Genomic DNA, 18,288 nt, shown 5'->3' on the forward strand with positions numbered 1-18,288 from the left:
TGGCGGCTGTGCTCATTTCTGGGTTGGTGTATCGGTGCTGTGGTCGACCCCGAACATCGATTCGGCGGGTTCTCCGGGTGCGGGAATTGTCAGGCGCCGCCACTCGGGACCGAGGTCACCATTCAGCGATTCCGGAACTTTCGTTCCAACAGGAGCCATGTGTACTTGCCCTTGTTCCCGAAACTCGGAATCCGTGACGACGACTTCCCGTTCGAAAAGCTCATCAGGCAGCGTCAGTAAGCCCAGGCCGATGAGCCGCTCGATGACATGGAGTGTGGCGGTGGTTTGCATGATCAGTCTGCAGACGAGGGGTGCTGCTGCGCGGTAGCGCTCGCGTACGCCGTGCTGCTCCGTCTCGGCGAGGCGTCCGGAGTCGCCGTGTACGACATCGCCGTAGATCCAGGCGAATGCGAGGACATTGTCCGAGATCATCGGCGAGACCTCTTCTTCATCCACGCGTCCGGTCTGCACCGCGTAGGCAAGGGTTCCGCGGCCCCTCGGATCGAATTCCGCCCACCCCTGTGTGAGCCCGGCAAGAACCTGTGCGACATCGGCGCGATCGTTGCCACGCAGCATCCATCCCAGCGCGGTCAAAGTGTGCTGGAAATGCGCGTCTTCTTCCTTGAGGAGCAGGGGCCGTACCCGAGCTGCAGCTGATTCCACGACTTCCTCCGGTGGCAGGCGCTGTGTCATCCACACGCCATCTGCGCTGATGTCGAACTCGAAGGGCACGGTGCCGATCCGCTCGAATCCCAGGGATGGACAGCCACGAGCATGGCATCGCTGGGATCGACACCGCACGTGTCGAGTGCGTATTCGTATGAGTGGTGGGAAGGTTTCCATGCACCGGCCGCGTCGACGGACAGCAGCGTCTCGAAGTGGCTGCGCACCCCGGCCGAGGTGAGCAGTGTTTCGGCTACGCCGGTGGAGCCGTTGCTGAGGGTGATCAACCGAATCCCGAGGGTCGACAGCGTCTCGACACCGACGTTCACATCGGGGTGCACGTCGAGACCTGCGAACCCGTTCATGATGTGCTCGATCGCATTGTCGAGAGGTCGATCGAGTGCGACCTCGTCGAGCATGACCCGCAGTAGCCCGGATCCGATGTCCGAAAACGTGGCCGCCGTGCCCGCCGCACCCAGGGCGAAGCCGTCACGAAGAAGGCCTGCGAACCACAGCGAGGACATCTGTGTGGGTGCTCCGACGTCGGCGAACCCAGCCGACATCGAGGTCATGTCGGACAGAGTTTCGTTGACGTCGAACACGATGATCTGCGGGCGGCGGAATGGGGGCGCGCCTATGTCCTCGGCCCCCAAGTCGGGTGGCACGACAGTCACGTTCCTTACCTCCACAAGTCAGGTCCGGGCCGGCCGGACGAGCGGCGCGCGTGCAACTGCCGCGTCGCCTCGACCGTACCGACGGCTAAGCCCTCGGTGCTTACGAACGAAGTTGCGGTGCGGCGAGGACGTCGAGTTCGGTGCCGACGTAGTGGTTGAAGTAGTTGGTGAACAAGTTCGCCGCGAGGTGAGCGAACGCTTCGGTGAGTTCGGTGGCGGTCCATCCGGCGTCGAGTGCGGCCGTCCACGTCGTGTCCTCGACCGAACCTGCGTTGGCGGCGGCGTCGCGGACTACGGCGAGCATCGTGTCGAGTGCGGGGTCGTCGATTACTGAACCGCTGCGGATCGCGAGGGTCTGCTCTTGTGTCAGTCCGGCACGCGTGGCCGAGATGGTGTGTGCGGACTGGCAGTAGTCGCACGAGTTCACTGCCCCTACCGCGAGCGCGATCGCTTCCCGGGTCCGAGCATCGAAGCTTCCGTGTTGCGCGATCGCATCACCGATTCCGGCGTACGCGGCCATCACCACCGGTGAGTGGGCCATCTCGGCGTGAATGTTGAGTACTTTGCCTGTCTGCTTCGCGATCTTCTGCAGCGCAGCGACGCTGTCGGCGGGAGCATCATCGATCGTGTGGACGGGAATGCGGGGCATAACAAAATCTCCTGGAGCTGATAGAGAAACAGTGGTCGATCGTGAATGGGAACCCGCTGGCTGCATCGGGGTATTCCCGTGAGCGTCCGGCTGTTTCCGTGGTCCGAATCGGCTCCTGAACTCCCGTTCGGCGAGCACTTCAGTGGTTGAACGAAGTGTGCATACTCGAGTACATGGAATTTTCAGCTGTCAGGAAACGGTCCGGACGTGTGTGGTCGACAGCTCGCTCGATTGCCGGCCGAATAGAATTCGGCACTCGTCCGGTGGACCCTCGAACGCGGGCAGCGCTGCGCGAGAGATGGAATGCTCTGCCCGCGGGTGTGCGAACGCCATCGCAGACCCTCGGTCGCCATGCCGTCGGATGCGAAGGCACCCATGGGGTTTTCCCGAAGTGTAACTTCACGTGCACTCCGTGCTATCACAGCGCGGATGCGAACAAGGTTCGCATCGACGGCGAGCACACGCTGCGCGAAGTCGCCGCCCAGATGCAGTATTTCGCCGCCCGTCGTGGACCGAGGGCACACGCCCAGCTGATCGGCGGAGAGGTCAGTTTGCTCGCCTCCGACGATCACGCGGCCGCACTGACGGTCATGCGGGAGCACGGACGCGAGCCGATGTCGTTCACACACGGCGACTTCGACTACGACTACCTCCAGGCGGTCGTCGTCGGAGGGAACGGCCGTCGCCGATTCGACCGTGTCTCGTACGCAGTGCATTTCGACAAGCTCATGCGCGGTCGACGCGGAATTCCGCGGGCCCGGTCGGAGGCAGAGCTGCATCCGTATCGTCGCCGGTTCGCCGAGATGTTCGCGCGTCTCGAGCGTGAGCACGGGGTGAGCTCGTATCTCGCGCACAACATGACAGTCACCCCGGACAACATCGATGACGTGGCCGAGGTCGCCGCCACCGTGGTCGCCATGGACGGCTACTCGATGCTCTCGTTCCAGCCGGCGGCCTTCGTAGGCGACGACAGGCGCTGGCGTGGAGATTACCGAGAGATCGACATCGACACCGTGTGGGTGAACATCGAAAACGGTATGGGACAGGCGATTTCGCACGATGCGATTCAGTTCGGTGATCCGCGCTGTAACAGGACGGCACTGGGGTTCATGGTCGGTCGTACGTGGTACCCGTTCGTCGATGTCTCGAAGTCGGCGGAGCTCGAAGCGAGAGACCGGTTCTTCACCCATCTGGGTGGGATGAATTTCGGCGGAACCCGTCCGGCGGTGCTGGTCCTCAAACTGCTGCGCGTATTTGTCGGCTATCCGCGGGGTGCCGGCGTAGCGGTTCGGTGGGCCCACAGCGCCGTACGACGATGCGGCGGCCTCGGTCGGCTTTCGGTCGCGTTTGCTCGCCGGCAGGTGCGCCCGATGACCTTCGTCGTCCACCGATTCATGGACGCCGAGAATGTTGCACCCGCGTGGGAGATGATGGTCTCCGGTCATACTGCGTCGGACCCTGTCCTGCTGGAAACGCAGGAGAGACTGGCGGCGTGCACGTACTCGATGGCGCATCCGGAGACCGGCGAACTCGTCCCCGCGTGTGTGCAGCATTCGGTCCTCGATCCGGACGAGAACAAGCAACTGCGGACGCTTCTGCCTTTGACGCCGGCAGGGTCGCGCTCACCGAGATGTTGTCAGCCAGGCCCGGTCATCTCCTGACCACATATCTCGACTGGAGTGGAATATTCAATCCTGCGGTATCTCCTATTCGCACCGACGACCCCGCCGCGAGTTCCACCTTCACCACAGTCGATCCGAAGCTGACGTCGGCGATGCTGCGAAATCCCGTGGGTCGCAGCGCAGTGATCACCCCGCGAACACCGTCCTCGCCCAGCTGGATCAGTTCGTGCCGGAGCAGCAGCACTGCGGTTCCGGCTGGCACGCCGGACACACCGTCTACCTCCAACTCACCCAGCTCGGAGCGATGCACCCTCGCCCCGTCCCACTGCCCCTCGACCTCGTTGACCCCGCCCATCAAACGCGATACCGCCAGCGTGCTCGGACGCGTGTAGGCAGTTGCGATGTCGGAGTGATGCTCCAATCGCCCGTCGATGAGCACGGCCACCGAATCGGCCAGCGCGGCCGCTTCCTGCTGATCGTGGGTGACGAGCAACAGCGTCTGATCCAGAGACGCGCGCAGCTCGCGAACCAGGTCATGCATCTCGGCTCGCAGCACGGGATCCAAAGCACTGAACGGCTCGTCCAACAACAACACCCGCGGCGAACGAGCGAGCGAACGCGCCAGCGCCACCCGCTGAGCCTGCCCACCGGACACCTCGGATACGGCCCGGTCACTCATATCGCCGAGATGAACCAGCTCGAGGTATTCGCGGGCCCGCTCACGTGAACGCTTGCGACTGTCTCCCGCCGCCCGATAGGAGAAGCCGATGTTGTCGAGAACGGACATGTGCGGGAACAACATCGGACGCTGGAAGACCATCCCGACTCCGCGTTCCTCCGCAGCCGTGCCGGTGACGTCCACCCCATCGATCATCACCGAGCCCGCGGACGGTGAATCGAGACCCGCGATGAGGCGCAGCGCGGTGCTCTTACCCGAGCCCGAGGGCCCGAGAATCGCGGTGCACGAGCCCGGCGGCACCGTGAGATCCAACGAGTCCAGGGCCGCAACCGATTGACCGGCATGGCTCTTGCTGAGTCTGCTGACGGACAGCTCGACACTCATCGCCCGACCCTGCCCCTCAGCCGGGCGAGCATGATCACCAACAGAAGCGGGGGCACGATGGCCGCGACCGACAGCACGGCCACCACCGCATCGTTTCCGGTGCCCGAGGCGAACGAGGCAACGAGGATCGGCACGGTGACCAGTCTGCCTCCTCCGATCAACAGAGTGATCACGTAGTCGCTCCACGCCACCAGAAAGGCCAGCAACGCCGCGCCCGCCAGCGCCGGGGCCAGCAACGGAATGCGGATACGACGCACGATCATCGCCGTCGACGCCCCGAGGGCCCGGGCCTCCTCCTCGTAGCCGATGTCGTACGCGCCGAACGCCACCCGCATCAGATAGGTGGTGTACGGGATGGCCGCGACCGTGAGCAGCGCGATCACCGCGATCGTGCTGGGAATGCGAGAACGCAGCACCAGCACGTCCAGGCCGAGCGCCACCGCGAACGGCGGCAGGGCGATCGGCGCGAACAGCAGGCCAGCGATCACCCCGGGAATGTGCACATCGCCGCGCACCAGGGAGCGAGCAGCCATCGCACCCAACGGGGTTGCGATGGCGGCGACCGCCAGAGCCAGCGAGGTCGAGCGGACGAACGCGTCGACACCACCGGCCGCGAGCGCGCTGCGGACCCCGCCCAATCCCCATTCCTGCGGCAGGGTGCCCGGGAACGACCAGCGATTGCTCATGGCCCACAGGACGATGGGAACGAGCGGCAGCAGAAACCACAGCACCAACACTGCTCTGCCGAAGACGGGAAGAACCTTGTTCACTTCCGCCTTGTTCATCTCCAGACCGCCGATCTCCGCAGGAAATGCAGTGCGACGCCTGCCACGGCAATGGTGAGAGCCACGGCGATCGTCGCAGCTGCGGCAGCCTGCGGACGCGTGGCGAGGTCGATGGAGGTGAACAGTCGAATCGCCATCACCGACAACGGCTCCGGGAACGGCCGTCCCAGAATTCGGGCCACCTCGTAGGATCCGACGGTGTACGCGAAGGCGATCGCCGACGACGCGATCAACGCGGGCCGAGCCAGCGGCAGCGTGACCAGACGCAGCCGCGCCCACCGGCCGGCACCGAGAGTCGCGGCGCTCTCGTCGTAGGCCGCGACCCGGGTGGCCAGCGTCCCGCCGACGACCACGGCAACGAATGCCGATTCCTTCCAGGCGTACTCGAGCACCACCGCGATCCACCACGGACCGCCGACGATCTGCAGCCATCCGCCGTCGGTCGCGCCGAGAACTCGCGCCAGCATCCCCGAGTCCGCGAGCAACAACGCCATCGCGGCCGCACCGATGAGGTGGGGCACCGTCACTGTCAGTCCCGCGGCGACCAATGCCGTCCGTCGACCCGACAGTGCCGTCAACGCGACCGCGAGACCGATCACCGCGGCCAGCGCAGTCGAGACCACCGCGATCGAGAGCGTCAGAGCCACCGAGCGCCAGAGGTCATCGCCCAGAGCGGAATACGCGTCGACCGACAGTCCCGGAGTCCCCACCAGCGGCATCAACCCCAGGCTCTGCAACACGACGGTCCCGAGACCGCCACCGACAACCACGGCGACCAGCAGAACAGCGGGCAGCACCCCGACCGTGGAGCGCCAACTCTTCGTCGCTGCGCTCACTGCCCGGCGAGCACGTTTCGTCGCCATCCCTCGTCGAGTGGGGTGACCCAGTCAGCGGAGAGTTCGGGGTGGGCGTTGGCGGAAAGTTTTTCGTAGGAGGGAACGACGTCGGAGGGCGTCAAGTCCTCGAAACGGGCCCGGACATCGGCGGGAACGCGGTCGAGGTCGAGGACGGTGAACTGTCCCCACACATCGGTGGTCGAGGTCGCGAGTTGTTGCTGCGGGGAGAGCGCGAGATTCGCGACCACCTGAGCTGCGGCGGACTGCCCCGACGTCGACGGGATGGCCAGGAAACTCGCGTTCCCCACGGTTCCCTCGTCGAGAGTCAGGACGCGGGTCTGCGGCGGGTAGGTGCCGTCGGCGACGAGTTGTGGGAGGGTCGCGGGCCCGTAGGTCATGGTCATGTCGACTTGGCCTCCGGCGTAGAGGTCGTTGAGTTCGGAGGAGGACTGTGGGTACGTTGCGCCCTCACGCCACAGTGAGGGCTCGAGCTCGTTGAGCCGTTCGAATAAGGCGGGGGCGAGTTCGTCGTAGGACTCCTGATCGAACGTGGCCGGGACCTCGTCAACGCCGCCGGCAGTGCTGAGGAGGGCTTCGCGGAGGAACACCGAGCCGGTGAAGTCCGGGGGTGCGGGGTAGGTGAAGCGGCCGGGGTTGTCTCGGGCCCAGTCGAGGACGCCTTCGAAGGTGGTCGGCGGGTTCGGGATCGCGTCCGCATTGTAGACCAGGGTGAATTGGGCTTTGAACCACGGGGCTTCGCAGTTGTCGACGGGGGTGCCGAAGTCGTCGAGGAGCAGCGGGTCCTCGGGGTCGGTCAAGTCCATGTTCGGTAGGTTCTGCGTCCAGCCGCAGAGCCAGGCTCCGGCTTGTTTTCCGGTGCCGAAGTTGGCCCCGTTGACCCAGACGAGGTCGACCTCGCCGTCGGTGACCCCGGCTTGGCGTTCGGAGAGGATGCGGTTGACGGCGTCGGTGGTGTCTTCCACCGGTACTCGGCGCAGGGTGACGCCTTCTTCGGCGGCGGCAGGGGTGAGGACGTCGTCGACGTAGGCGTTGCCTTGTTCGTCGCCGCCGTACATCCACAGCGAGACGGTCTGACCCTTGGCTTGTTCTTCGATCTCGCTCCAGGGCAGCGCCTCGGCGACGGGGCCTCGCGAGTCCGGGGCGGCGCAGGCGGTGAGCAACAGCCCCGCACTCGCGGCGATGGCCACCGCGGAACGTACAGACAACGAAGTCAACGTAAAGCCTCCTGGCAAGGTGTGAGTGCATCAACGGCACATTCGATGCACCGCACTAGGGCGAATCCGGCAATACGGGAACACACCGAGGGGTTCGAGGCCTTCCCGTTCCGAGAGAAAAACTCGTTTCGAAGCTCGAGAGGGACCGATGGCTCAGCAGGACCAGGATCTCACCGGTGAAGTAGGCACAGGCCCCGACACCCCCGTTCCACCCAGCGGTGCCGGGCGCACAGGCCGACCCAGCGTCCGGACGGTGGTCAAGGGGTCGGCTATCGCCGCGGTCGTTGTCGCGGTGGTGATCGTGGCAAATACCGTCGATCTACCCGACCCGGAATCGATCCGGTCGCAGGTCTCCGACGCCGGGTGGTGGGGCATCACAGGATTCATCGTCCTCTACGCAGTGCTGTCCTCGACCCCGTTTCCCGCCAGCACACTGACCATCGCCTCCGGGCTGCTGTTCGGGCTCCCGGTGGGCGCCTCCGTGGTGGTGGTCGCCGCCACGGTCGGTGCCTATCTGGCGTACTGGATGGCCCGCAAGCTGGGCCGCGGTCAGGTCGCCCGATCCGAATGGGGCAAACTCCGCCGACTCGACGCCCTACTCGGCCGACGCGGACTCATATCGGTGCTGCTCGTGCGGTTGGTGCCGCTCCCGTTCTCCCTGGTCAACTACGCCGCCGGCGTCAGCGCGGTAGGTCAGCGCGACTATGTGCTGGGCACTATGGTGGGGATCGTGCCCGGAACCGTCGCCTACACCGCACTCGGGGCCTACGGGACCTCGCCGCTGTCGTGGCCGTTCGCCATCGCACTCCTCGCGGTCCTGGCGATCGCGGCCGGGTCGGCTCTAGTGGCCAAAAAGCTGGGCCTCACCACAGAGAAAGCACCTGATTCAGAACCGGTACCGGGCGAGGCTCGATGATCGACGCCTACCTGCGTCGACGATTGGACGGCCCGCTGGACCGCTGCGCCCGTGCGATCGATCACCCCGTCATCACTCCGGACCGCATCACCGCCGCCGGGCTGGTCCTCGGACTCGGCAGTGCCCTGGCGGCCGGTCTGCAGCTGTGGTGGCTCGCGTTGGTGTTGTGGATTCTCTCGCGCGTCGCCGACGGTCTCGACGGACCGCTCGCGCGACGACGAGCCACGGCGGGCGACGCGGGAGCCGGCGGATTCTTCGACATCACCGCTGATTTCGTGGTCTACGGCACGACCGTGGTGGGCGTCGCGGTCGGTGCCTCGGCTCAGTTCGACGCGCCCTGGTGGCCGTTCCTGCTGGTCCTGCTCGCCTACTACATCAACGGCACCGCGTTCCTCGCGTTCTCCTCCATCGCCGAACGCAGTGGCCGCCGCATCGACGACGGCCGCTCACTATCGTTTCTCGGCGGCCTGGCCGAGGGCGCAGAAACCATTGCAGTACACAGTCTCTGGCTACTCTTACCGGGCATCTCCTCGCAGGTCGCCGTAGCGTGGGCGGCCGTGGTGGCGATCAGTTCCGGTCAACGAATCATCGCCGGCTACCGAGCGCTGTCCTGACAGGCCTGAAGCGCACCTTGTCCTGATACGCGAGAAGCGCACCAGGACAAAGAGACTCAGCGTTCCGTTCTGAATCAGTGGCGCGCCGCGGCGCGTGAACCCGCCCCGACGAGAACAGCTGCCGCCACCAGTCCGAACAGCAGGTGCTCGGCAGCGAAGGTGCTGTATCCGACCATCGTTGCCATGTCGGCAATCTGGTCGCCACTGGAAAAGATAGATGCGGCGATCGGCAGCCCCACCCATGCACTCACCACGAAGACGATGGCCCCGTAGATCACGCCTGCCAGCAGGAGCATCGGTCCACGCACCTTGATGGCCTTGACAATGAATGCGAAGACGATTCCGTACATCACGCCGACCATCATGTGCACGACTACGCCGACCAGCGCGGATCCGAACGAGAAGGAAAACGACCCACCGCCCATGGCCTGCTGCATCGAGGTCATCATGGTCGAGGGATCGATGAACACCGATGCGATGTGGTAGAGCGGAGTGAAGAATCCGGTTCCCTGGTACGTCAAGGCCGCGATCATCGCGAACATGGCCATGGCGAGCGAACCGATCAACCCTGCGACAGCACCCATCACAATCGTCCGGGACAATGCCGTCTTGGCACTCGTGGTGCCTGAAGTTGTGGACATGAGGTCTACTTCCGTTGCGGTGGCGGGGGGCCGTGCGACCCTCTGGACAGGAAACCCGCCGACCTCGTCCCTTTCTTCCGCAATATCCGGGTGAAACCCCGTGCCACCGGGTAGTTCAGGCTTTCGCCTGTCGCCGTCGCACCCAGGCCGTCCGGACCTGTGCGAGGGTGCCGAACGCGCGGGCAGCCAGGGGTGAGTCGAGTTGCGTGCGAACGTCCGCGATCGCTGCGTTCCACGGCCCGTCGTTGTACGTCGGGTACGGGTGTGAGGCGCCCGCGACGTCCCGTGTGCGCACACCGAGTTTGACGGCGAGTACCAGTTCGCCGATGGTTTCGCCCGCTCTCGGTCCCACCACGCACGCACCGACGATGCGGTGCTTGCGGTCGAGCACCAGTGTGGTGGAACCGCCGGTCTCGCCTTCGGTGACGGCGCGGTCGACATACTCGTGCTGCAGTGTCTGCAACCGCAAGCCCGCAATACGTCTGGCGGCCTTGATATCGATTCCGACACTGGCGATCTCGGGATCGGTGAACGTCACCCGCGGGGCACCCGTCTTGTCGATGCTACGAGGCAACCCGAGGACGGCGTTGCTCGCCGCGAGAGATCCGTGCATCCCGGCGGTGTGAGTGAATTGCGGGTGACCGGTCAGATCACCCGCGGCCCGAATGTGCGGATTGCTGGTCGCGAGATGATCGTCGACGACGACGTATCCACGTTCGTCGACGTCCACGTCCGCGGCATCGAGGCCCAGTGAATCAGTGCGCGGCGTGCGACCTACAGCGATGAGTACCTGATCGAATTCAACCCTGAGTCCGGAATCGGTGCGTGCTGAATCGGCACCGATCTCGACGATCGAGGTCGACGTCAGAACGGTCACCCCGTCCTCGCGAAGAGCCGCATCGACCACTGACGACGCAGTGTCGTCCTCCTTCGGAAGGATCGTGGCGGCCCGTCCCACGAGAGTGACGTTCGAGCCGAGACGGGCGAATGCCTGGGCCATCTCGCAGCCGATCGTGCCGGCACCGATGACGAGGAGGCGCTCTGGCAGCGATTTCAGATTCCACAGGGTGTCGCTGGTGAGGTAGTCGACGGAACCCAGACCGTCGATCGGCGGCACGGAGGGGCGGGCGCCGGTCGCGAGAATCGCCTGCCCGAAATGCAGGGGACGCGAATTCACGGTGAGGCTGTTCGGTCCGGTGAACACCGCGTCACCGTGTACGACGATGACTCCGTCTGCGGTCAGGGCTTCCGGGGAATCGATCGGCGCGATGTGCGCGATCGAGCCGTGCACGTGCTCCATTACCCGCGGGAAATCGACCCGGGGCGTACCCGAGTCGACACCGAATCGGTGCGAGTACCGGGCGGAAGCAGCGGCCGACGCAGCCGCGATCAGCGCCTTCGACGGAACACACCCCGTCCACAGGCAGTCGCCGCCGGTTCGTTCACGTTCGATCAGTACGACATCGACGCCGAACCGGGCCGCGGTCTTGGCCGCGACGATGCCTGCGGTACCGCCTCCGACTACGACGACATCGACTCGCTGGGGCCACTCGTCGTACAAAGGATCAGGTTCCGTCATGGGTAGTTCCGCCTGTCAGTCGATCGAGAAATTCTTGGACGTGCTCGACGCTGTTTGGGTCGGGCATGGTGCGCACCGTCCACCTGGACAGTGCGGCGTTGATCTGCCGCAGTTCCTGCTCGGCACCGCGGCACTTCTCGCACACGGCCAGGTGCGCTTCGAGGCGTCGAATGTCCTGGGGTTCGAGTGGTGCGGAGGGATCGGCATCGAGGTAGCGCTGTATGCGGCGCGCCGACCAGTGGCACGTCAGCATCATCCGTGCAGCCTTGATCATGAGCGTCCTTTCCTGGTGGCGGCGACGAACGAGGGGCGAAGGTGGCGTCGGATCCGCGCTCGCGCGCGACTCAACCTGGACATGACGGTTCCGACGGGAATGCCGAGGACCTGCGAGGCTTCGCTGTAGGTGAGCTGGTCGACGTCGATCAACAGCAGGACGGTACGAAATTTCGGATCCAACGCCTGCACGGCCCGCTCCAGATCGTCCGACAGGAACGAGGACATCACCTCCTCCTCCGTTCCTGGCAGATCGGCCCCGAAAGCAGGCCGGACCACGCCCAAGTCGGCGATGTCGGCGACGGTGCCCGGCCGACGACGGCGATGCATGTTCATGTTCGTGTTGCGCAGAATGGTCAGCAGCCACGCCCTCGGGTGTCGCCCGTCGAACCTGTCGACGCTGCGCCAGGCGCGAACCAGGGTCTCTTGGACCAGGTCCTCGGCATCGGAGGGGCCGGTCAGGGTGGACGCCACCCGTAAGAGCACCTCGATCTCCGGCTCGACGTACCGACGGAAGCCACGCGCCTGCGCCTCGGTCACATCGACTGGTTCGGGTTGGTGCACGCTGATGGGAACCCTTCGACTCACCCGCCGTGTTCCCACGATGGGAATCAATTTTTTCTCAATTGCACTCGCGTGCCCGATCAGACGCTAGCGGCACCGCAACCCCGACCGTCGAATGGACATCACAGATGAAGAAGCCGACCCCGTACACCGTCTCGGCGCGCCTGTACGACCTGATCTCCTTCGAGTGGCCCGTCTACGGCGCCGGGCGATCGACGGCGATCTCATTGCTCGACCTCGCTCCGGGCAGCCACGTCCTCGACATGGGCTGCGGTACCGGACTGAACTTCCCTCTGCTGCAACGACAGATCGGACCGCGGGGCAGTATCACCGGAGTCGACGCCAGCGCCCAGATGCTCGCGCAGGCCCGGCAACGAGCCGACTCCGCAGGCTGGTCCAACGTGACATTGATCGAGGCCGACGCCACCGCTGTGAACCCTGCCGCGCTGACACCTCACCAGCGATTCGACGCCGCGATCGCCACGTACGCCCTGTCTCTGATGCCGACCTGGCAGACGGCGTTGTTGACGATGATCTCGGCGACGCGGCCCGGCGGACAGATCGCCGTCGTGGACATGCGCACACCCACCGGTGCTGCGGCGGTGTGGACCCCACTCGCTCGCCTGGCCTGCAGGCTCGGCAGATCCGACATCGAAGCACATCCATGGTCGGATATGCCGCAGCGACTGGCTCGAGTGAGATCGGCGTCCGTGCGCGGCGGCCACATTCAGATCCGCGTCGGGTCAGTCGGCCGAGACGGTGACTCCGTTCCAGAACGCGACGCGGCCCTTGATCCGCCGCGCCAGCGGTGACGGACGCCGGTACTCGAAGGCCGCATTCTTCAGCGTTGCGCCATCGACCGTCACATCGAAATAGCTGGCCATCCCTTTCCACCAGCACAGAGATTTCGACGCCGTCGATGTCAGAACGCCCTCGCGTACCGCGGACAACGGAAAGTAGGCGTTTCCCTCGACCGTCACGATGTCATTGGATTCGGCGATTTTGTGTTCCCCCACCCACGCCGACATGCTGCTCACGACCACACCCGCTTCCACAGCCCTGACAGCGTGCTCCGCGTCCCCATGTTCTGCGTGTCCGGGATCAGATCCGCCACACGCTCCGGAAGTTCGCTCTCGACCGCGGCGACGACCTGCTTCACACTCGGATTGACGAGGGCTCGGGAGCCGATGAACACCGTCGGAACGGTTTCGTCGCCGCCCGTCGCTGCCCGAACGCGCGCCGCGCCCTCGGGTTCGGACCAGATGTCGATCTCGGTGGTGTCGATGCCGCGTCTGCGTAGTGCGCCGCGCAGCTTCATGCAGAACGGGCACCCCGGTCGCCACATGACCTCGATACCGTCGACGAACGTTGATGAACTCATACAGACTCCTGATCTTGTTGCTGTGTTCCCGCAAACCCGCCGAGCCGGCGCGTCCATTCCACTGCGTGCCAGCCATTACCGGTCACTGGCCGCCTCTGCCGGGTCGCCGGGTCAGGCGCTGCACTTCGATCAACACATCTGCCGGCTGCGGGTAGTCGCCGAGGGTGCGGCCTCGGTACAGCATCTGCACTGTGCGGTCGGTATCGATGATCACCAGTCCCGGTGCCTGCAGTGGGTGGTCTGTGATGCGGCCCTGCCGCGCATGGCGGATCGCCGACAAGTATTTCCACCAGGTACGGGGGTCGAGCATCATCGCCCAGTGAATTCGATGGATGTCCACTGCCTGGTAGAGGACATGCTGCGGATCGAGGAGCAGCGAAAACCCGACTCCGTTGTCCATCAGGTCTCGGGCCTGATAGTCCGCGGCACCGCCCACACCGACGACGTGGGCACCGGCGGCCTCGATGTCTCCTCTCATACCCTCGAGTTCGTGTAGGAATGCTCGGCACGGCATACATCCGTAGTACCGGACCAGGGGTACGACGATCGGCGTGGCGAGTAGCGCGTCGAGATCGACCCGCTCTCCGTCGACGTTCTGCAGGGCAATCGAGGCGATGCGATCACCGACTGCGGTGAGCTGCTTCATGCCATCCTCGTTTCGATGTGTTGGGTATCCAGGGTTCGTCGACCGCAGTCTCGCTCGAAGCGGGTGCGGTGAAGGCGACCATCACCGCAACCACCTCGGTATGTGCTCATCGGTATTCCGGGTTGGCCACCCCGAATCGGGAACCGGCGTCCCATTTCGACCTCTGGTTGCCGTAGGCGGGGAAGCCTCCGGCGCGGCGGAGCATAGCGGCGGCGTGAAGCAGGTTGTAGGTCATGAATGTGGTGTTGCGCGTGGTGAAATCGTTCTCCGGCCCGCCCGATCCTGCGTCTAGATACGACGGTCCGGGGCCCGCCGCTCCGACCCATCCGGCGTCTGCCTGCGGCGGGATCAGGTACCCGAGATGTTGCAGGCTGTAAAGGATGTTCATGGCGCAATGCTTGATACCGTCCTCGTTCCCGGTGATCAAGCAGCCACCGACGCGTCCGTAGTATGCATATTGGCCGGCGTCGTTGAGCTCCGCGGAGCCTGCGTAGAGGCGTTCGATGACCTTCTTCATGACCGAACTGTTGTCCCCGAGCCAGATGGGGCCGACGAGCACCAGTATGTCGGCCGCCATGACGCGCTCGTGGAGTGCCGGCCACTCGTCGGTAGACCAGCCATGCTCGGTCATGTCCGGGTACACCCCGGTGGCGATGTCGTGATCGACCGCTCTGATGTGATCGACCTCCACCCCGTGGCTCTTCATCAGCGCGCTACTGATGTCCGCGAGCCCTTGGGTGTGGCTCTGCTCCGGTGAGCGTTTGAGGGTGCAGTTCACGAACACGGCATGCAGCCCGGTGAATTCGAGCGCGGACGGCGGCTCTGTCGGATCGAAAGAAGGGGTCGACGGCATGTGCAGCTCCTGTGGGTTCGCGGACTCGGCTCGACGATTCATCGTGCTACTACCCCTGGGAACCCGCCGGCCACGACGATTGCTTCCCGAAGATCGACATGGTCGAGGGGCACAGGCAGTGAACGATGACCGACCCCACGAGGTGGTCGCCGCTGTCCTGACTACCGGCAGATCGCATACACGTAGGGCCAACCGAAGCCGAGAATCTTCGCACAGTCGATTCTCCCGCGAAACCGCAAGTATCAGGACATCATGTCGCCCCTCGCCGAATTTCGTATACCCCCAATGAGTATCTTCTGTTGTGTGTCGGACCCGACCCCTCTCCCGCGTATCTGAAAAAGAGCGGGCTATGAGTACCGCGCGGGAATCGATACCCGGTTCAATCGACGGTCGGCTCGGTCCCTACGAGCCCCAGGAGATCAGCCAGGAGTCGGTCGGCTCGATCCTCGACGTCATCGAGGATCGAGAGGGCTTCGGTCAGGGTGGTGTGGGCGTTCTTGCGGGCGTCGATTCCGCGTTGGTGGTAGCTGGAATCGAGTGGCTCCCCGACCAGCGCAGCCTCTGCATACACCGACATCGCAGACTTGACCTGCTTGTCTGGGAGCTGGTGTACCGACGCGTTGCCACTCAGGTGCACCGTTGCATCCTCGACCGCGGAGGTACCGATCGCGGATCGATTCATCAGCTCGTTGAGCACTGTGAATCGTGACCGTGCCGGCTCCCACTGCTCGGCCGACGCGGTCAAGACACCAGCCTCGACGACGTCGAACTTCTCCGCATCCATTGCAGCCTCCGAACACCCGACCCAGGTGATCGATTGTGCAGTCCATCCACTTCTGCACTCAGAATGTCAGAAGACCACTGCAATCGGAGGTAAAACCCCAGGAAGGCGTGACGCCCACTTCTGAAACTGACAGCGGATGTTCATCTCCGGCCGGTTGCGCATTGATTCGATATCTGTCAATATCGAAGAATGTCGAATCAAGAGCCACCGGAGTCCGAGGCTTGCTGCACCCCGCTCGTCCGTGAACCGCTGACCGAGGATTGGGCCGGCGATTTGTCTCGGATGTTCAAAGCCCTCGGCGATCCGGTTCGTCTCCGCTTGCTGAGCTTGGTGGCAAGTCACGAGGGTGGTGAGGCCTGCGTCTGCGACATCTCCGATACGTTCGATCTGTCTCAGCCGACGATCTCGCATCATCTCAAGGTGTTGCGTCAGGCCGGGCTGCTTGACTGTGAACGACGCGGGACCTGGGTGTACTACTGGGTGATTCCGGCTGCGCTGCAACAGCTTTCCGCCGTTCTACTGGTTGAAGGTACGAGCGTGAGTGTCGCGGACGCGTGCTCAGAGGTCACCGCATGAGCAACACCGCTGCCACCACCGGACACCCCGCAGTCGTCGGAAAACTCTCCACCCTCGACCGCTATCTGGCGGTCTGGATCGGCGTGGCCATGGTCGTCGGCCTGCTGGTTGGACGCTGGATCCCCGGTGTGAACACTGCCCTGGAGAAGGTGCAGATCGACGGCATCTCCCTGCCGATCGCCCTCGGCCTGCTGATCATGATGTACCCGGTGTTGGCGAAGGTCCGCTACGACCGCCTCGACACAGTCACCGGGGACAAGAAACTCCTCGCCGGCTCCCTGTTCCTGAACTGGGTTCTCGGCCCGGCGCTGATGTTCGCCCTCGCCTGGCTGTTTCTGCCTGACCTGCCGGAATACCGAACCGGTTTGATCATCGTCGGTCTCGCTCGCTGCATCGCGATGGTAATCATCTGGAACGACCTGGCCTGCGGAGACCGCGAAGCCGCCGCGGTGCTGGTCGCCATCAACTCGGTGTTCCAGGTGATCATGTTCGCGGTGCTCGGTTGGTTCTACCTCTCGGTCCTGCCCGGGTGGCTCGGCCTCGAACAGACCACTATCGACACTTCGCCTTGGCAGATCGCGAAATCGGTCCTGATCTTCCTCGGTATCCCGTTGCTGGCAGGTTTTTTGTCCCGTTTCTTCGGTGAACGCGCCAAAGGCCGCGACTGGTACGACAACACGTTCATCCCCACGATCAGTCCCTGGGCGCTCTACGGTCTGCTGTTCACCATCGTCGTGCTCTTCTCGATGCAGGGCGAACAGATCACCTCCCAGCCATGGGATGTCGTCCGGATCGCGTTGCCTCTGCTGGTGTACTTCGCGCTCATGTGGGGCGGTGGCTACATCCTCGGTGCCGCAATCGGATTGGGCTACGAACGCACCACGACCCTCGCGTTCACCGCTGCGGGTAACAACTTCGAACTCGCGATCGCCGTAGCCATCGCTACTTATGGCGCCACCTCGGGGCAAGCCTTGGCTGGTGTTGTCGGCCCGTTGATCGAGGTGCCGGTGCTCGTTGGTCTGGTGTACGTCTCCCTTGCTCTGCGTAAACGCTTTGCCGTCAAAGAGATTTCACCCGCACCTACCGCTACGTAGGTCACCTACAACTCTTCGGGAGTCATGATGAACGAGCACCGTGCCCAGCCCGATCTCCTCGCCCCACAAGCCGTTCTCTCGCGCACCGCGCACGACCTGGCAGCAAAATACATCGGCGTCTTCTCCCCGCAAACCGTCGAACGCTACGTCTTCGAGTCCTACACGGCGCTGCGCCGCACCGCGAAGATCCACACCCATCTCACCTTGCTCGCAGCGCGGTTCGCCGCCGACCGCCTCACCGCACTGGGCCAGTCCAGCGGAGCACTCGCCAAGGGCGTGCCCGAAGTTCTGTTCGTGTGCGTCCACAACGCCGGGCGGTCGCAGATGGCGGCGGCACTGCTCGATCACCACGCCCGCGGCCGCGTTCATGTGCGCTCGGCAGGATCCGCGCCGGTCCACGAGATCAACCCCGCCGTCACCGCGGCGATGGCCGAGATCGGGATCGACCTGGCCGACGAGTTCCCGAAACCGCTCACCGATGACGTGGTCGCCGCAGCGGACTGCGTCGTCTCGATGGGCTGCGGCGACGCGCGCGTCGTCTACCCAGGGAAGCGGTACCTCGACTGGGCTCTCGACGACCCGGACGGCCAACCCCTCGAGGTGGTGCGGGCAATCCGCGACGACCTCGATGCGAGGGTGATCGCACTGCTCACCGAACTGACCACACCCGTCGCCGTCTGACCGACCTTTACTTCCGTCTTCGAAGGGAACTTTAATCTTCATGTCCGACAAGCCCAGCGTCCTGTTCGTCTGTGTCCACAACGCCGGCCGATCGCAGATGGCTGCCGGTTTCCTGAGTCATCTCGCGGGTGACACCATCGAGGTCCGTTCCGCTGGGTC

22 protein-coding genes and 2 pseudogenes are annotated in these 18,288 nt (G+C 64.4%); 8 read left to right on the forward strand and 16 right to left on the reverse strand.

Features of this window, described 5'->3' with window-relative positions; translation table 11 throughout:
* Positions 1–12: 12 nt before the first annotated feature.
* The 3 genes from R4P65_RS31015 to R4P65_RS31025 all read right to left on the reverse strand — a co-directional run bounded on the left by R4P65_RS31015 (position 13) and on the right by R4P65_RS31025 (position 1,986).
* Positions 13–732, reverse strand: a complete 720-nt coding sequence (locus tag R4P65_RS31015) for a hypothetical protein (RefSeq protein WP_317829377.1) — start codon at positions 730–732, stop codon at positions 13–15.
* A complete protein-coding gene (locus tag R4P65_RS31020) occupies positions 690–1,337 on the reverse strand; it encodes a haloacid dehalogenase type II (RefSeq protein WP_317829378.1) in 648 nt (215 codons plus the stop codon). The genes R4P65_RS31015 and R4P65_RS31020 overlap by 43 nt, the downstream gene beginning before the upstream one ends.
* A gap of 100 nt (positions 1,338–1,437) precedes the next feature.
* A complete protein-coding gene (locus R4P65_RS31025) occupies positions 1,438–1,986 on the reverse strand; it encodes a carboxymuconolactone decarboxylase family protein (protein WP_317829379.1) in 549 nt (182 codons plus the stop codon).
* 173 nt (positions 1,987–2,159) lie between these two features.
* Between R4P65_RS31025 and R4P65_RS31030 the strand changes: the two genes are divergently transcribed.
* Positions 2,160–3,647: a radical SAM domain-containing protein gene (locus R4P65_RS31030; RefSeq protein ID WP_317829380.1), complete on the forward strand. Its 1,488-nt coding sequence runs from the start codon at positions 2,160–2,162 to the stop codon at positions 3,645–3,647.
* Here R4P65_RS31030 and R4P65_RS31035 read toward each other — a convergent pair.
* Genes R4P65_RS31035 through R4P65_RS31050 form a run of 4 tightly spaced genes read right to left on the reverse strand, consistent with a single transcriptional unit; the run spans position 3,637 to position 7,518 of the window.
* On the reverse strand, positions 3,637–4,671 hold the full coding sequence (locus R4P65_RS31035) for an ABC transporter ATP-binding protein (protein ID WP_317829381.1): 1,035 nt from the start codon (positions 4,669–4,671) through the stop codon (positions 3,637–3,639). The two genes, R4P65_RS31030 and R4P65_RS31035, sit on opposite strands and share 11 nt — an antisense overlap.
* A complete protein-coding gene (locus R4P65_RS31040; RefSeq protein WP_317829382.1) occupies positions 4,668–5,456 on the reverse strand; it encodes an ABC transporter permease in 789 nt (262 codons plus the stop codon). Before R4P65_RS31040 ends, R4P65_RS31035 begins: the two co-directional genes overlap by 4 nt.
* Positions 5,453–6,292: an ABC transporter permease gene (locus tag R4P65_RS31045; protein ID WP_317829383.1), complete on the reverse strand. Its 840-nt coding sequence runs from the start codon at positions 6,290–6,292 to the stop codon at positions 5,453–5,455. The genes R4P65_RS31040 and R4P65_RS31045 overlap by 4 nt, the downstream gene beginning before the upstream one ends.
* Positions 6,289–7,518, reverse strand: a complete 1,230-nt coding sequence (locus tag R4P65_RS31050) for an ABC transporter substrate-binding protein (RefSeq protein ID WP_317829384.1) — start codon at positions 7,516–7,518, stop codon at positions 6,289–6,291. The genes R4P65_RS31045 and R4P65_RS31050 overlap by 4 nt, the downstream gene beginning before the upstream one ends.
* Before the next feature lie 157 nt (positions 7,519–7,675).
* Here R4P65_RS31050 and R4P65_RS31055 point away from each other — a divergent pair, with 157 nt between their 5' ends.
* On the forward strand, positions 7,676–8,443 hold the full coding sequence (locus R4P65_RS31055) for a TVP38/TMEM64 family protein (RefSeq protein ID WP_317829385.1): 768 nt from the start codon (positions 7,676–7,678) through the stop codon (positions 8,441–8,443).
* Positions 8,440–9,057: a CDP-alcohol phosphatidyltransferase family protein gene (locus R4P65_RS31060; RefSeq protein ID WP_317829386.1), complete on the forward strand. Its 618-nt coding sequence runs from the start codon at positions 8,440–8,442 to the stop codon at positions 9,055–9,057. The genes R4P65_RS31055 and R4P65_RS31060 overlap by 4 nt, the downstream gene beginning before the upstream one ends.
* A gap of 74 nt (positions 9,058–9,131) precedes the next feature.
* Here the strand turns inward: R4P65_RS31060 and R4P65_RS31065 are convergent, their stop codons facing one another.
* From R4P65_RS31065 to R4P65_RS31080, 4 genes are all read right to left on the reverse strand, one after another.
* A complete protein-coding gene (locus R4P65_RS31065) occupies positions 9,132–9,698 on the reverse strand; it encodes a hypothetical protein (RefSeq protein WP_317829387.1) in 567 nt (188 codons plus the stop codon).
* A 115-nt stretch (positions 9,699–9,813) separates the two neighbouring features.
* The gene (locus tag R4P65_RS31070) at positions 9,814–11,277 is read right to left on the reverse strand and encodes a dihydrolipoyl dehydrogenase family protein (protein ID WP_317829388.1); all 1,464 of its coding nucleotides are present in this window, start codon (positions 11,275–11,277) and stop codon (positions 9,814–9,816) included.
* Entirely contained in the window at positions 11,264–11,551 is a 288-nt protein-coding gene (locus R4P65_RS31075; RefSeq protein WP_317829389.1) for a zf-HC2 domain-containing protein, read from the reverse strand. The genes R4P65_RS31070 and R4P65_RS31075 overlap by 14 nt, the downstream gene beginning before the upstream one ends.
* Positions 11,548–12,114 carry an RNA polymerase sigma factor gene (locus tag R4P65_RS31080; protein ID WP_317829390.1) on the reverse strand — a complete coding sequence of 189 codons (567 nt, stop codon included), beginning with the start codon at positions 12,112–12,114 and terminating at the stop codon, positions 11,548–11,550. Before R4P65_RS31080 ends, R4P65_RS31075 begins: the two co-directional genes overlap by 4 nt.
* 128 nt (positions 12,115–12,242) lie before the next feature.
* Between R4P65_RS31080 and R4P65_RS31085 the strand changes: the two genes are divergently transcribed.
* Complete coding sequence (locus tag R4P65_RS31085) at positions 12,243–12,926, forward strand: class I SAM-dependent methyltransferase (protein WP_317829391.1); 684 nt, start codon at positions 12,243–12,245, stop codon at positions 12,924–12,926.
* On the opposite strand, the gene R4P65_RS31090 is transcribed toward R4P65_RS31085, so the two are convergent.
* From R4P65_RS31090 to R4P65_RS31110, 5 genes are all read right to left on the reverse strand, one after another.
* Positions 12,858–13,142, reverse strand: coding sequence for a DUF427 domain-containing protein (locus tag R4P65_RS31090; RefSeq protein ID WP_317829399.1), 285 nt, complete (start codon positions 13,140–13,142; stop codon positions 12,858–12,860). The two genes, R4P65_RS31085 and R4P65_RS31090, sit on opposite strands and share 69 nt — an antisense overlap.
* A 5-nt stretch (positions 13,143–13,147) precedes the next feature.
* Positions 13,148–13,495 carry a glutaredoxin family protein gene (locus tag R4P65_RS31095; protein ID WP_317829392.1) on the reverse strand — a complete coding sequence of 116 codons (348 nt, stop codon included), beginning with the start codon at positions 13,493–13,495 and terminating at the stop codon, positions 13,148–13,150.
* A gap of 82 nt (positions 13,496–13,577) precedes the next feature.
* Entirely contained in the window at positions 13,578–14,141 is a 564-nt protein-coding gene (locus tag R4P65_RS31100) for a redoxin domain-containing protein (RefSeq protein ID WP_317829393.1), read from the reverse strand.
* Between the two features lie 106 nt (positions 14,142–14,247).
* A complete protein-coding gene (locus R4P65_RS31105) occupies positions 14,248–14,994 on the reverse strand; it encodes a flavodoxin family protein (RefSeq protein ID WP_317829394.1) in 747 nt (248 codons plus the stop codon).
* A 379-nt stretch (positions 14,995–15,373) separates the two neighbouring features.
* Positions 15,374–15,778, reverse strand: coding sequence for a hypothetical protein (locus tag R4P65_RS31110; protein ID WP_317829395.1), 405 nt, complete (start codon positions 15,776–15,778; stop codon positions 15,374–15,376).
* A gap of 189 nt (positions 15,779–15,967) precedes the next feature.
* Here R4P65_RS31110 and R4P65_RS31115 point away from each other — a divergent pair, with 189 nt between their 5' ends.
* The 4 genes and pseudogenes from R4P65_RS31115 to R4P65_RS31130 all read left to right on the forward strand — a co-directional run.
* Complete coding sequence (locus R4P65_RS31115) at positions 15,968–16,354, forward strand: metalloregulator ArsR/SmtB family transcription factor (protein WP_317829396.1); 387 nt, start codon at positions 15,968–15,970, stop codon at positions 16,352–16,354.
* A pseudogene (gene arsB, locus R4P65_RS31120) lies at positions 16,351–17,412 on the forward strand (ACR3 family arsenite efflux transporter); the annotation flags it as partial. The gene R4P65_RS31115 and the pseudogene arsB, both read left to right, overlap by 4 nt.
* Before the next feature lie 60 nt (positions 17,413–17,472).
* Entirely contained in the window at positions 17,473–18,129 is a 657-nt protein-coding gene (locus R4P65_RS31125; protein WP_411742612.1) for an arsenate reductase ArsC, read from the forward strand.
* A 43-nt stretch (positions 18,130–18,172) separates the two neighbouring features.
* Positions 18,173–18,288 (forward strand): annotated as a pseudogene (locus tag R4P65_RS31130) (heat-shock protein HtpX); the annotation flags it as partial.

Origin of the sequence: Rhodococcus sp. IEGM 1318, assembly GCF_033142465.1 — a bacterium.
Taxonomy (GTDB): domain Bacteria; phylum Actinomycetota; class Actinomycetes; order Mycobacteriales; family Mycobacteriaceae; genus Rhodococcus_F; species Rhodococcus_F qingshengii_B.